Source organism: Vescimonas sanitatis (assembly GCF_049060325.1).
Classification (GTDB): domain Bacteria; phylum Bacillota; class Clostridia; order Oscillospirales; family Oscillospiraceae; genus Vescimonas; species Vescimonas sanitatis.
In genome coordinates, this window is sequence record NZ_JBMGPW010000016.1 from 1 (window position 1) to 13,321 (window position 13,321).

Below are 13,321 nucleotides of genomic sequence, written 5' to 3' on the forward strand. Positions count from 1 at the left end.
AGCATCTCAGTGGGAACAGGATGCTGAGTTGATTGAATGGCTGTCCTCGCTTGGCTAAAACTCCAAAATATTATGCACAGTGAAACAGAGTAAAATGCTCTGTTTCACTGCTTTTTATGGAGGTGCTATACATAATTGATTTCTGTTCATAACGTCATTTATGTGTTGAAGTGCATAAGGGACATTTTCCCAAATGCGACACCTGTGATGGTCACTGTTTTGACCCACTGCCATTTACCCGAAGTACCTTCTTTTGAAGACGCACACTTCTTGTCTGCGTCATCATAATAGGTATATATGAGGTGGTCATCCTTGTCAAATGTCCCGTCATCACTTGCAGAAATGGCAGACAGCTTAACACGGTTGATATTCGTCTCATCCGCCCAGCTGACGCTGCACAGGCCCAGCGCCATCACCAGCGCCAGTATCGTTGCCAACAATTTCTTCATGTCTCCTACCCCGTTATGTTTAGATTTCCGCAGATGCGCTCGTTTTAATCCTCATTAAAACGTAAAAGCAGAGGTACCTCTGCGGATAGCTTCATTATAGCAAGAATTTTCGGTTTGTCCAGAGCATTTTGTGAAAAAATCCCAATTTTATCATTCCCGGTAACGGCGCTTACGTTTGATTTGCAAAAATTGGAAATTCCTTCCCCGCGGGCAGCGTCGTTACCGCCTCGGCGGGAAGCGCGGGGAACAACTCCCCTATCCTCCCCGGCGCGGCGGCAAGCGTTTCCTTCTGCCCGTGAGTCAGCTTCGCCTTGATGGCGTATTCCAGCCGCGACGCTGTCACCTTGTCACCGCAGCGCCACAGCGCCGCCAAAGCCTCCGGCGGGTGTGCCCGGGTGTACTTGGCGCCCCTGCCGCTGCAATGCATGGCCATCCGCCGCGCCACGTCGTTGGTCATCCCCGTGTACAGGCTTCCGCCACGGCACCGCAGCATATAGACATAGTACGCTTCCATAGGCGGCTCCTTTCACGGTTTTCCCCTATCATACCCGATATTTCTTGCATTGGCAAGCGCTGTATGGTACAATTCCAATTTGGAAAGCGAGGGAGAGCTATGACCCTTTTTGATTACTATCTGCGCTATATGACCGAGGTATGGGAGGGCACGCGTCCTGCCCCGGAGGGAATCACCCTGCCGGAAGGCGGCGATGAGAACGCCCGCATACAGGCGCTGGGCCAGCAGCTGCAGGATATGGGCATGGCCGCCTTTGTCCGCGCCTGCGCCGCCCAGAACGGCACGGTGCTTCCGGAGGAGCTGTTCGCCGAAAGCGGCGACCTTGGCAGTTTTGAGTTGTTTCTTCAAAACGCGGATAAGGCACAGGAAGCCCTTGCCGCGGAGAAAAAGTCCGCGACCCCCGACCCCGATGCCAACAAGCACGCCTTTGAGGTGTTTCTGGACTGCATTGCCATGGACGACGGTCTTGTGCAGTATCTGATCGACGTGCTGAAGCGCATGGACCGCAAGGAGTTTTTCAAGCTCAGCCAGATCACCACCAAACTGGACCTGGACCCGGAGGAGTTCCTCTACTGGCTGGGCCGTCGGGAGATGTACGCCGACAAGGAGGAGCAGGGCTGTGCCGTCGCTATGGACCACGCCCTGCTGCGGCTGGCAGATGAGGGACGGCTGGACGTGGTGGCCGCCCTGCTCAGCGGCGACAGAAATACCTTCGAGACCTTTCGCTGCGAGGCACCGGAGCTTATGCACGCACCCATCGCCACCTTCGAGTGGTACGAGAAAAACTATCTGGATCGGGACTATCCCATCCGACTCATTATGCGCCTGAACGGCGTACAATTTCCCAACTGAGGTGAACTATGAACGAAGCATATAAGGCGCTGGGCGTCAGCGAAAACGTGCTGGCTTTCAGCGAAACGATCCTGTCCGACCTGAAGGACCGCTTTGCGACCATCGACGCCATCGCCGAGGCTAATCAGCTGAAGGTCATCGCCGCCATGCAGAAAAACCGCGTGGCCGCCAATCATTTTAACCTTTCCACCGGCTACGGCTACGACGACGAGGGACGCGACACGCTGGAGCGCGTCTACGCCGACTGCTTCGGCGCGGAGGCGGCGCTGGTTCGCCCGCAGATCACCTGTGGTACCCACGCGCTGGCGCTGGCGTTAGGCGCGAACCTGCTGCCGGGGGACGAACTTTTGAGTCCGGTGGGGGGGCCGTACGACACACTGGAAGAAGTCATCGGCATTCGGGAGTCGGTGGGCTCACTGAAGGAATACGGGGTAAGTTATCGTCAAGTCGATCTATTGCCGGACGGGTCGTTTGACACCGATAAAATTTGCACGGCAATAAACAAAAAAACAAAGCTCATCACGATACAGCGTTCAAAAGGCTACGCTACAAGACCCAGCTTCTCGGTGGCGCAGATCGGCGAGTTGATTGCGTTATGTAAACAATGCAAGCCGGACGTGATCTGTATGGTGGACAACTGCTACGGCGAGTTCACAGAGCTGATCGAGCCGGTGAACGTGGGCGCGGACCTGATGGTGGGCAGCCTTATCAAAAATCCCGGCGGCGGGCTGGCCCCCACCGGCGGCTATATCTGCGGCCGCGCCGACCTGATCGAGCGCTGCGCCCGGCGGCTCACCGCCCCCGGTCTTGGCCGGGAGGTGGGCGCAAATCTGGGGCTGCTGACCCAATTTTACCAGGGCTTTTTCCTGGCGCCGACGGTGGTGGCCTCTGCGGTGAAGGGTGCTGTATTCGCCGCAAATTGTTATGAAAAACTTGGTTTTCATGTCATTCCAGGCGCTTCTGAGGTGCGGCACGACATCATTCAGGCGGTAGAACTGGGCAGCCGGGAAGGCATGATCGCCTTCTGCAAGGGCATACAGGCCGCCGCGCCGGTGGACAGCTATGTCACCCCGGAGCCAGCCCCTATGCCGGGCTATGACAGCGACGTCATCATGGCCGCCGGTGCTTTTGTGCAGGGCAGCTCCATAGAATTGTCCGCCGACGGCCCCACACGGCCGCCCTACGCGGTGTATTTCCAGGGTGGGCTGACCTGGTACCACGCCAAGCTGGGCATCCTGATGAGCCTGCAGAAAATGCTGGAGGCCGGCCTGATCTCATTATAATTATGTAAACCATGGAGGAAATCGTATGTTTCTCCCCAACCATCCCTTTCGGCGGCGTCCGCCTCCTTTTTCTGTGCATTTTATGTTCGTTGTTTATACTTTTACTTTCTGAATAATGTACATTACCGTATAGCAGGTCTTGCTATACATGATAGAATAAGGAGTTTTTTATGTGGTTTTGGTTTTCTCTGATCGCACTGATCTGCTGGAGCGGCTCTGACCTGTTCAGCAAGATCGGCTGCCAGGACGCAGACGACAAATACAGCCATCTTAAAATGGTGATGGCAGTGGGCCTGGTGATGGGTCTGCACGCCGCCTATGAGATTTTTATCAACGGCACGGAGATCAACGGCAGCATCATCCTGACGTATCTGCCGGTGTCCCTGCTGTACATCAGCTCTATGACCATCGGCTACATCGGCCTGCGGTATATCGAGCTGTCCATCTCCTCCCCCATCTGCAATTCCAGCGGCGCACTGGTGGCGGTGCTGGCGCTGGCCACCGGCGGCCTGGGCGAGCTGGTGCCGGCGCAGCTGGCCGCCACAGCACTGGTATGCGTGGGCGTCATCGGTCTGGGCATCGTGGAGGCCCGGGAGGACGATGACCTGCGGGCTGCACGGCAGCAGGCCAGCAACCACCGCTACGCCAAATCGGCGCTGGCGCTGATCCTGCCTGTGATCTATTGCCTGCTGGACGCGCTGGGTACCTTCGCCGACAGCCGGGTGCTGGAAACGCTGAACGAGGACAGCGCCAACTGCGCCTATGAGCTGACGTTTCTGCTGGCGGGCATCGTATGCTTCGTGTATGTGGTGCTCATCAAAAAGAGCCGACTCGTCCCCAAGCGGGAGGGCCCCAAGTATGCGGGCGCCGTGTGCGAGACGGCGGGCCAGTTCGCGTACATCTACGCGCTGGCGGACACGGAGCACGTGGCCCTGGCCGCGCCCATCATCTCCGCCTACTGCGTGGCCTCGGTGCTGTGGAGCCGCATTTTCCTGAAGGAAAAGCTCAGCTGGAAGCACTACGCCATGATCGCACTGGTGGTGGCGGGTATTGTGATACTGGGCATCTACGATGCATAACAACAAGATATCCCCCGCCGGGTCCGGCGGGGGATTTTCTGCGCCTGCGGGCGCGGGAGGTGGAATTTCGCGCTTTCGAGCGCGAGTTACTTTTGTCTTTGGCGACAAAAGTAACCAAAAGCGCCACTTGAAACTACGTTTCAAGACTTCCTTGCGCGGGGCGGCAGGTGCGAATTTGACGGTGCTGATTTCGCGGAATTGGTACGGTGGGTGACATTGTCGGTTCAGGGGACTTCTTATACCTCTTGCGCCGCTACCGCTGACGCAGTGCGAAGGTAGGGGCTGGTGCGCTGGACAGTTTGGGCGATTATCAAATCGCGCCAAAGCCGCCCCGAGGGCGGCTTTGGCAGGTGGCGGCTGACGCCGCCAAGGTATTGGGGGTGCCGCCTGCGGGCGGGACGAAGGAGTTTTACGCCGCTGCGCGGCGACACCTCATCCGCCTCCTGCGGGGGCACCTGTCTCCCTGCGGGTCGGTCGGTTCGCGGATCTGACACGCCACCGGCGTGTCATTCAACACCGCGAACCCCTCAAGGGGAAGGCTTGAGGGTCAGAGGGAGATGGTCTGGCCCTGGCCGTTCTTCCGGGCGGCGTCCAGCAGGGCCGCGGCGGTGGAAATGTCCTGCAAGGCGATTCCGGTGGAGTCAAAGATGGTGATATCCTCCCCGCCGGTACGGCCCGGGGCGGCGCCGGAGATGACGCCGCCGATGTCGCAGAGGGTGCCGTCAAAGATGCCGTTCTTATAGGGGATCTCGCACTCGCCCACGGACAGGCACTGGGCTGCGTCGTCGCCGAACACCCTGGCCGCGGAAAACAGGGCGCTATCGATCTCCTGCTTGCCGGTCATATCCGCGCCCACGCAGCTGATGTGAGTACCGGGCCGCACCCATTCCGCCTTCAGGAACGGCTCCCGGGCGGGGGTGGCGGTGAGGATGACATCGCTCTGCTTCGCGGCAGTCTCCAGACTTGGCGCGGCGGTGATGGCGGCATGGCAGCCACCGCAGGCGGCCAACAGCTTCTCCACCTGGGGAACGATCGCCGTGCAGGCGGCGGCAGAGCGCTCGGGATGGTGGGGATTGGCCACATAGACCGTTTTCAGCTGCGGCAGGCAGTACAGCGCGGCGGCGATCAGGTAGGGGGCCAGCGCGCCGGTACCGGCCATCAGCAGTGTTTCGGCATCGGGGCGGGCCAGGTATTTAGCGCCGACAGCCCCGGCCGCGCCGGTGCGGAAATCGGTGATGGGGCCGGCGTTCAGCAGCGCCCTGGGCGCGCCGGTGTGTATATCGAACAGCAGCGAGGTGCCGTACAGGGCGGGCAGGTCTTTGGCGGGGTTATCGCCGAACCAGGACACCACCTTCATGCCGTAAAGCCCCAGGCCGTTCATATGGCCGGACTTGATATCCAGGTCCGCCGCACCGGGGGTGAACTCGTGGAACACCATGGGCCACAGGGCCGCACCGCCGGTGCTCTTTTCCAGATAGGCCTGCTCCACGGCCCGAACCGCCATGGGGATGGTCAGCAGCGACTGGATGGTCGCGCCGTTCAATACCGTCAATTCTGTCATGGTCTGTTCCTCCTTATTACAATTTGTCGGCAAAGGCGGCCAAGGCCGCCAGGCCGTCCTGCAGGGTCTGCTTGTCACAGGCGTAGCCGATACGCATACTGTGGGGCTGCTCGAAGCAGTCGCCGGGGGTGACGAACGCGCCGGTCTGGTGGTACATCTGCTTGCAGAAGTCGTAGGACGGCACATCGAAGTCGTAGTACACCAGGGCGGTGGTGCCGGCCTTGGGCTTGGTATAGTAGAAGTGGGGGTGCGCGGCCACCCAGGCGTCCAGCAGAGCCAGGTTCTCCCGGACGATGGTCTGGTTGCGCTTCAGCAGCACATCACCGTGGGCCAGGGCCAGGGCGGCCAGGGCGTCATCCAGCATACCGCAGCTGATGAGGTCATAGTCCCGGTGGGACAGGAACGCGGTCAGGGCGGCCTCGTCATGGGTGGCGATCCAGCCCATACGCAGCCCCGCCAGGGAGAAGACCTTGGACATACTGCTGACGGAGATGCCCTTTTCGTACAGGTCGGCGATGGAGGGGCTCCAGTCGTCGGTCTGGGTCAGGTGGCGGTAGACCTCGTCGCAGAGGACGTAGGCGCCCACGCCGCGGGCGATGGCGACGATCTGCTCCAGCAAGGCCGGGGACATCAGCGCGCCGGTGGGGTTATTGGGGTTGTTGATGCAGATCATCTTCGTGTCCGGCGTCACCAGCGCCTTCAGCTCGGACAGGTCGGGGAGGTAGTCGTTCTCCTGCTTCAGGTGCATGATGGCCACCTCCGCGCCGATGGACTCCGGAATGGAGTAGAGCTGCTGGTAGGTGGGCATAATGCTGACCACCCGGTCTCCGGCGGAGATGAGGGAGCAGAACACATGGTGGTTGGCGCCCGCCGCGCCGTGGGTGGGCACCACCTGATGGGGCTGCACAGTCTTGTAGAGCTTGCAGATGCCCTCGCGCAGGGCGTCGCTGCCCACGATGTCGCCGTAGGTCAGGCGCTTGGCGCAGAGGTCGGCCAGAAAGGCCTGCTTATCCACGCCGGTCAGGGCGAAGAGCTGGTCCGGGGAAACGGAGTCCACGCAGGTCTCCGCGATGTTGAAGCGAGCGCCCACTTCATATTCATTCATCCATTCTTCCACGGCAAAGGGCTTGATGTACATAGCGTTTTCTCCTTTTCTGGTAAAAAGTAAAGGCACCCAAGACCGGCGCTTATCCGACAAATGTCGGAATACCTACGCTCCGGTCCCGGATACCTTGATCCCCCCATCCGGTGACGGGGGAGGCCTTCTGTATTCAGCTTGGTTATAGTATAGCCCTGCGGCGGAAAAAGTCAATCGGCGATTTGCATAAATATACAGGTGTTCCGTGCATATTATGTGTAGTGCGGGGCGAAAAAAGGGACCGCTTTCGCGGTCCCTTTTGTTGGCTCGTAAGAGGTTCGGCTTAGAAGCAGCCCTGCTCCATCATCGCCTCGGCGACCTTCTTGAAGCCGGCGATGTTGGCACCGGCCACCAGGTCGTAGCCCAGGCCGTACTCGGCAGCGGCCTCGGCGGACACCTTGTGGATGTTCTCCATCATCTTGTGCAGCTGATGGTCAACTTCCTCGGCGGTCCAGACCAGACGCTCGGAGTTCTGGGCCATCTCCAGGGCGGAGACGCCCACGCCGCCGGCGTTAACAGCCTTGGAGGGAGCGACGATGATGCCCTTCTGCTTACGCAGGAAGTTCAGTGCATCGTTGGTGGTGGGCATATTGGCGACCTCGATGTAGTACTTCACGCCGGAAGCAGCGATCTTCTCAGCGGACTCCATCTTGACGTCGTTCTGCATGGCGGCGGGCATATACACGTCCACATCCTTGACGCCCCAGCACTTCTCGCCGGCGACGAACTCGCAGCCGAACTTATCGGCATAGGGCTTGCAGTGCATGGGATCCTTGGCGCGCATCTCGAGGATGAAGTTCAGCTTCTCGTCGGTGATAACGCCGTCGGGATCGTGGATATAGCCGTCGGGGCCGGCAAAGTAGGTGACCTTAGCGCCCAGCTGAGAGGCCTTCTTCATGATGCCCCAGCCAACGTTGCCGTAGCCGGAAATGGCGATGCGCTTGCCCTCGATGGTATCATTCTCGTGCTTCAGCACTTCCTGCAGGTAGTACATAGCGCCGTAGCCGGTGGCCTCGGGACGGATCAGGGAGCCGCCGTAGCTCAGGCCCTTACCGGTGAGAACGCCGTTCTCCCACACGCCCTTCAGACGGCGGTACTGGCCGTACAGGTAGCCGATCTCGCGGCCGCCCACGCCCATGTCACCGGCGGGAACGTCGATGTCCGGCCCGATGTAGCGATACAGGGCGGTCATGAAGCTCTGGCAGAAACGCATGACCTCGGCGTCGGACTTGCCGGCGGGATCGAAGTCGGAACCGCCCTTGGCGCCGCCGATGGGCAGGCCGGTCAGGCTGTTCTTGAAGGTCTGCTCAAAGCCGAGGAACTTGATGATGCCTTCGTACACGTTCTTCTGGAAGCGCAGGCCGCCCTTGTAGGGGCCGATCGCGCCGTTGAACTGGCAGCGCCAGCCGCGGTTGGTGTGCCACTGACCGTTATCATCGCACCACACAACGCGGAAGGTGAACATACGCTCGGGCTCGACCATACGGCCCAGCAGGTCGACCTTCTCATACTCGGGGTGCTTTTCGATCACAGGCTCCAGAGAGGACAGAACTTCCTCGACGGTCTGCACGAACTCGGGCTCGTTGCCATGCTTGGTCTTGACGCTCTCGAGCACGCTTGCCAGATAAGCATTCATATTAAATTCCTCCTAAAATTTGTTCCGCAGACATATGAGATGTGCGCTACGCAGACTACCCATATACTACCAATGTTGATAATAACACCATTTGGCCGATTTCTCAAGGGGGTTTGGGAGAATTCCCCCCTCGCAAAACCACAAAACTTTTTCGTCCCTTTTTGTGCAATTTGGCGAATTGTGCCCCGCGTTCCACTATGCAGAAAAAGGCCGCGATTTTCGGCCTTTCCGTGCTGTTTTTGCGTGCTTCGTTACTTTAAAGCGCCGTTCGCTTTTCCGTGTGAAATCGGCGGCACATTCAAAAGCTGCCGATGGGGATATCGCCGTTGTCCGTTCCCTTTTCGATGGCGCGTATCTGGAGATAGTAGCCCTTGCCGCCGCCCATATCCACATAGACACGGTCGCCGGCCTTTCTGCCCATAACGGCGCGGCCCACGGGGGATTCCTTGCTGATCCAGCCCTTCAGGGCATCCTGCCGCAGGGTGGTGACCAGCTGGATCTTTCGGCTTTTGCCCAAATTCTCCATGAAGATCTCCACGGTGTCATAGAGCCCGGCGGTATCAGCGGCGGACCTGTCCTCGATGACCTTGGCGGTCTTGATCATCCGCTGGAGGTAGCGGATGCGGGCGTCGTTGCGGTTTTTCTCCTGCTTGGCGCACTTGTACTCGAAGTTCTCGCTGAGGTCGCCGAAGGCCCGGGCGGTCTGGACATCCTCGATCAGCTTGGGGCGCAGCTGCTGCACCCGGTAGTCGATCTCCTCCTGCATTTTTTGCAGGTCGGCGCGTGTCAGTTCATCATACATGGTCATTCTCCTTCCATAAGGCGGCAAGACGCTCCAGGGCGGCGGGAAGCCGGTCCAGGTCGATGCCGGTATAGTTGACCACCAGCACGTGCTGGGGTGCGTCCTGGGGACACTGGTAGTAATCGGACAGCATGGCCAGACGGATACCGCGCTGCTCCGCCTCGCGGCGGAGCATCTCGTCCGGCGGCGCACCATCCAGCCGCAGCAGGAAATGCAGGCCCGCGTCCTCCTCGGTGATGGCGGCATAGGGGGCCAGCGGGCTTTGATGCACGGCGGCGATGACAGTGTCACGCTTCTGGCGGTAGTGCTTACGCATACGGCTCAGGTGCTTTTCATACCAGCCGCCGGCGAGGAACTGGGCCAGGGTGTACTGCTCGAAGGCGGAGACGGTGCAGGCGTAAAAGCCCAGCTTCTGCCGGAAGTCCGCCAGCAGGCGGCGGGGCAGGACCATGAAGCTGATACGGATAGAGGGGGCGATGGTCTTGGAAAAGGTGTTGAGATAGACCACCTGCTCGCCGCCGTCGATGGAGAACAGGGTGGGGATGGGACGGCCTACAAAGCGGAACTCGCTGTCGTAATCGTCCTCCAGGATGACCCGCGCCGGGACCTCCTGCGCCCAGCGCAGCAGCTCCTGGCGGCGGGCGATGGGCATGACCAGACCGGTGGGATAGTGGTGGCTGGGAGAGATGTGGACCACGTCGGCGTCGCTGCGGCGCAAGGCCTCCGCCGATACGCCCGCCTCGTCCAGGGGCAGAGCCGTCACCTCCGCGCCGGCGGCGCGGTAGATATGGGCGATCTTGCCGTAGCCGGGGTCCTCCACGCCGTAGAGACGATCACGGCCCAGCAGCTGCACCAGCAGGTTGTACAGCACCTCGGTGCCGGCACCTACGATGATCTGCTCGGCAGTGACCTCCATGGCACGGAACTGCCGCAGGTGGGCGGCGATGGCCTGCCGCAGGGCCCAGGCGCCCTGGGGCGGCGTGGACCGCAGCAGGCCGGTACCCTGCTCCAGAATGGTCTGGCGCATGAGTCGGGCCCAGACGGTGAAGGGAAAGTCCTCGGCGGCGATGGAGTTGGTGGCCAGATCCAGGAACCAGGCAGGCTCGCGGGGCGGAGGCGGCTGCTCCGGGGACGCAGGGACGGCCGCAGGCGACGGCAGCACGGCGCTGACGAAATAGCCCTTCTTCTCCACACCGGTGAGATAGCCCTCGGCCATCAGCTGTTCGTAGGCATTCTTTACGGTGATGACGCTGACCTCCAGATGGGCGGCCAGGGCGCGTTTGCTGGGCAGCTTCTCCCCTGCCGTCAGACGGCCGGAGAGGATGTCCGCCTTCACCCGGCGGTAGAGCTGCTCATACAGGCTGAGGCCCGCCTGTTTGTCCAGGGTATAGGTGAGCACGGGGCCGTCCCTCCCTTCATCTGGTATTAACAAGTAAAATCAAAATGGATATTTTAATCATACCAGTTACTACTATAATACAAATCGTCAACGAAAGCAAGGGCTTTTTCAACAGCTACCCTCTCACCCCCCCTGTGGCGGTCCCCGTTTCCCTGCGGGGCGGGGGCCGCCTCCTATAGCAGAAAGAAAAAATCCTCGTAAAGGAGAATGTGTTATGTCCGATAAGAAGATCAAATCTATGGTAATGGCGGCGGTCATGGCCGCGCTGACGTATGTGGCCACCACGGTCATCAAGATCCCCGCGCCCACCGGTGGGTATGTCCACATCGGCGACGGGCTGGTGCTGCTGTGCGGCTGGATCCTGGGGCCCTGGTGGGGCGGCGCGGCGGCCGGTATCGGCTCCATGCTGGTGGACCTGCTGGGCGGATATATGTCCTTCGTGCCCGGCACGCTGATCATCAAGTTCCTGGACGCCATGGCGGCAGCGCTGATCGTGAAGGCTCTGGGCCGCAAGACCTACAGCTATGTGGTGGGCGGACTTGCCGGCGAGGCCATCATGGTAGCGGGCTACTTCGTCTATGAGGCGCTGGCCCTGCAGCTGGGCATGGGCGCGGCAGCCGGTGTGCTGGCCAATGTGGGCCAGGGCGCCGTGGGACTGGTCATTGCGCTGGTGCTGATGGCGCTGCTGAAGGGCAGCAAGGCTCTGGACAAGCTGGCCGTACAGTGGTAAACTATATACGGTGAAAGAAACGGCTGCGGCGGGGCTTTTGCCCTGCCGCAGCTGCGCACAGAAAGGAAGGATATACTATGGCAGGTATCGTGCATGAAATAGAGGACCGCAGCTTGCTGGAGCAGGTGCGGCAGGAGGCCGCGGCGGCGGCACAGGAGCTGGCGGAGGCCGCCCATCTGCATAGGGGCCAGATCGTGGTGGTGGGATGCAGCACCAGCGAGGTGGTGGGCAAGAAGGTGGGCAGCTGGTCCACGCCGGAGGTGGCAGACGCCATTTTCGCGGGGCTGCACAGCGTATTCGGCCCCATGGGCGTGTACATCGCCGCCCAGTGCTGCGAGCACCTGAACCGGGCCATCATCGTGGAGCATGAGGCCGTGCCCACGCTGGATATCGTGAATGTGGTGCCCCAGCCCAAGGCGGGCAGTTCCTTCGCCACGGCCACCTATAAGGCCTGCGCCCACCCGGTGGCGGTAGAGGAGATCAAAGCCGACGCGGGACTGGACATTGGCGGGACGCTGATCGGTATGCACCTGAAGAAGGTGGCGGTGCCGGTGCGCCTGGCGCAGAACCACATCGGCGACGCCATTCTGCTGGCGGCACGGACGCGGCCCAAGTTTATCGGCGGCGACCGGGCGCACTATGACGAGGCGCTGAAGGAAGGCTATCCGGAATTCTGAAAATTCTGCGGCAGCAAACAAAAAGCAGCGCTTTGCGCTGCTTTTTGTTTGTTATGTGATCGGGAACGTGAGCTTCAGCGCCAGGAACACGGCGATCGCCACCGGTACGGCGATGAGGAAGCGCTTACAGTTTTTGCGGGCACGCTGGGACAGCGCCTCGTCCTCCTCGTTTTTCCAGCGGACATAGCTCCAGCCGGCACCCAGAAGGCACAGAACGGGGACGAAATACAGGCCGATCGACGCGACGTAAGGCATAGGTCATCCTCCCTTTTTTGGTGCTTACAGTATACAGGAAACAGGAGGAAAGGTCAAGGAAAAGACTTGCGGGGACAAAAAAGAGACGCCCGAGGGCGTCTCTTTTTTATATTGTGCTGGGTCCGATCACTTAGCGGCCTTGGCAGCCTTGATGGACTCGATCAGCTCGGGAACGACCTTGAACAGATCGCCGACGATACCGTAGTCAGCCACCTCGAAGATGGGGGCGGTGTCGTTCTTGTTCACGGCGATGATGCACTCGGAGTCCTGCATACCAGCCTTGTGCTGGATGGCGCCGGAGATACCCAGAGCGACGTAGACCTTGGGATGGACGGTCTTGCCGGTCTGGCCGACCTGATGGTCAGCGGAGATCCAGCCGGCGTCCACGCAGGCGCGGGAGGAACCCACGACGCCGCCCAGGACCTCAGCCAGCTCCTCGGCCAGCTTGATGCCGCCCTCCACGTCCTTGGAGATACCACGGCCAACGGACACGATGAAGTCAGCGCCGATCAGGTCAACCAGCTTCTTGGCGGCCTTGACGGTCTCGGTGACCTCGGTGTGGATGTCAGCAGCAGCCAGCTCAAAAGCGGGATGCAGGATCTCCACGTTCTTCTTGCACTCGCGCTTCTTCATAACGCCGGGGCGAACGGTCGCCATAGCGGGGCGGAAGCGGGGGCAAATGATGGACGCCATCAGGTGACCGCCGAAAGCGGGACGGGTCATCTTCAGGTCGCGGGACACATCGTGGGGCTCACGGTTGATCATCACGGTGCCCAGCTTCTCGATGCGCTCCTCGGGCAGGGTGGAAGCTTCCTTCAGGAAGCCCTTGTAGTTGGGCATGTCGATGTCCAGGTGGGTGCAGTCCGCGCACAGACCGGTGTGCAGGCGAGCCGCGCAGCGGGGGGCCAGGTCACGGCCGATGTTGGAGGCGCCGAACAGCAGCACC

14 protein-coding genes are annotated in these 13,321 nt (G+C 60.6%); 5 read left to right on the top strand and 9 right to left on the bottom strand.

Annotated features, from left to right (window positions below; translation table 11 throughout):
* Positions 1 to 158 precede the first annotated feature (158 nt).
* Both ACOMDU_RS13300 and ACOMDU_RS13305 read right to left on the bottom strand, forming a co-directional pair.
* The gene (locus ACOMDU_RS13300) at positions 159 to 449 is read right to left on the bottom strand and encodes a hypothetical protein (protein ID WP_421130646.1); all 291 of its coding nucleotides are present in this window, start codon (positions 447 to 449) and stop codon (positions 159 to 161) included.
* Between the two features lie 169 nt (positions 450 to 618).
* A complete protein-coding gene (locus ACOMDU_RS13305; protein ID WP_022136439.1) occupies positions 619 to 963 on the bottom strand; it encodes a GIY-YIG nuclease family protein in 345 nt (114 codons plus the stop codon).
* 99 nt (positions 964 to 1,062) lie between these two features.
* On the opposite strand from ACOMDU_RS13305, the gene ACOMDU_RS13310 reads away from it, so the two are divergent.
* The 3 genes from ACOMDU_RS13310 (at position 1,063) to ACOMDU_RS13320 (ending at position 4,177) form a co-directional block, all read left to right on the top strand.
* The gene (locus ACOMDU_RS13310; protein ID WP_421130647.1) at positions 1,063 to 1,815 is read left to right on the top strand and encodes a hypothetical protein; all 753 of its coding nucleotides are present in this window, start codon (positions 1,063 to 1,065) and stop codon (positions 1,813 to 1,815) included.
* A gap of 8 nt (positions 1,816 to 1,823) precedes the next feature.
* Complete coding sequence (locus ACOMDU_RS13315; protein WP_421130648.1) at positions 1,824 to 3,098, top strand: methionine gamma-lyase family protein; 1,275 nt, start codon at positions 1,824 to 1,826, stop codon at positions 3,096 to 3,098.
* Between the two features lie 170 nt (positions 3,099 to 3,268).
* Entirely contained in the window at positions 3,269 to 4,177 is a 909-nt protein-coding gene (locus tag ACOMDU_RS13320) for a DMT family transporter (RefSeq protein ID WP_022136442.1), read from the top strand.
* Between the two features lie 547 nt (positions 4,178 to 4,724).
* Here the strand turns inward: ACOMDU_RS13320 and ACOMDU_RS13325 are convergent.
* The 5 genes from ACOMDU_RS13325 to pdxR form a co-directional block, all read right to left on the bottom strand.
* Positions 4,725 to 5,738, bottom strand: a complete 1,014-nt coding sequence (locus ACOMDU_RS13325; protein WP_421130649.1) for an ornithine cyclodeaminase family protein — start codon at positions 5,736 to 5,738, stop codon at positions 4,725 to 4,727.
* A 16-nt stretch (positions 5,739 to 5,754) separates the two neighbouring features.
* Complete coding sequence (locus ACOMDU_RS13330) at positions 5,755 to 6,876, bottom strand: aminotransferase (protein ID WP_421130650.1); 1,122 nt, start codon at positions 6,874 to 6,876, stop codon at positions 5,755 to 5,757.
* A gap of 283 nt (positions 6,877 to 7,159) precedes the next feature.
* Positions 7,160 to 8,512, bottom strand: coding sequence for an NADP-specific glutamate dehydrogenase (gene gdhA, locus ACOMDU_RS13335; RefSeq protein WP_421130651.1), 1,353 nt, complete (start codon positions 8,510 to 8,512; stop codon positions 7,160 to 7,162).
* A 298-nt stretch (positions 8,513 to 8,810) separates the two neighbouring features.
* The gene (locus ACOMDU_RS13340; RefSeq protein ID WP_421130652.1) at positions 8,811 to 9,314 is read right to left on the bottom strand and encodes a GreA/GreB family elongation factor; all 504 of its coding nucleotides are present in this window, start codon (positions 9,312 to 9,314) and stop codon (positions 8,811 to 8,813) included.
* Positions 9,307 to 10,713 carry a MocR-like pyridoxine biosynthesis transcription factor PdxR gene (gene pdxR / locus ACOMDU_RS13345; RefSeq protein WP_421130653.1) on the bottom strand — a complete coding sequence of 469 codons (1,407 nt, stop codon included), beginning with the start codon at positions 10,711 to 10,713 and terminating at the stop codon, positions 9,307 to 9,309. Before pdxR ends, ACOMDU_RS13340 begins: the two co-directional genes overlap by 8 nt.
* A gap of 214 nt (positions 10,714 to 10,927) precedes the next feature.
* On the opposite strand from pdxR, the gene ACOMDU_RS13350 reads away from it, so the two are divergent.
* On the top strand, positions 10,928 to 11,443 hold the full coding sequence (locus tag ACOMDU_RS13350) for an ECF transporter S component (protein WP_421130654.1): 516 nt from the start codon (positions 10,928 to 10,930) through the stop codon (positions 11,441 to 11,443).
* A gap of 77 nt (positions 11,444 to 11,520) precedes the next feature.
* Positions 11,521 to 12,120 (top strand): TIGR01440 family protein, encoded by a 600-nt coding sequence (locus ACOMDU_RS13355; protein ID WP_421130655.1) that lies wholly within the window; start codon positions 11,521 to 11,523, stop codon positions 12,118 to 12,120.
* Positions 12,121 to 12,171: 51 nt separating this feature from the next.
* On the opposite strand, the gene ACOMDU_RS13360 is transcribed toward ACOMDU_RS13355, so the two are convergent.
* Positions 12,172 to 12,375 carry a hypothetical protein gene (locus ACOMDU_RS13360; RefSeq protein WP_421130656.1) on the bottom strand — a complete coding sequence of 68 codons (204 nt, stop codon included), beginning with the start codon at positions 12,373 to 12,375 and terminating at the stop codon, positions 12,172 to 12,174.
* Positions 12,376 to 12,501: 126 nt separating this feature from the next.
* A partial coding sequence (locus tag ACOMDU_RS13365; protein ID WP_421130657.1) for an electron transfer flavoprotein subunit alpha/FixB family protein occupies positions 12,502 to 13,321 on the bottom strand: 820 nt, incomplete at its 5' end.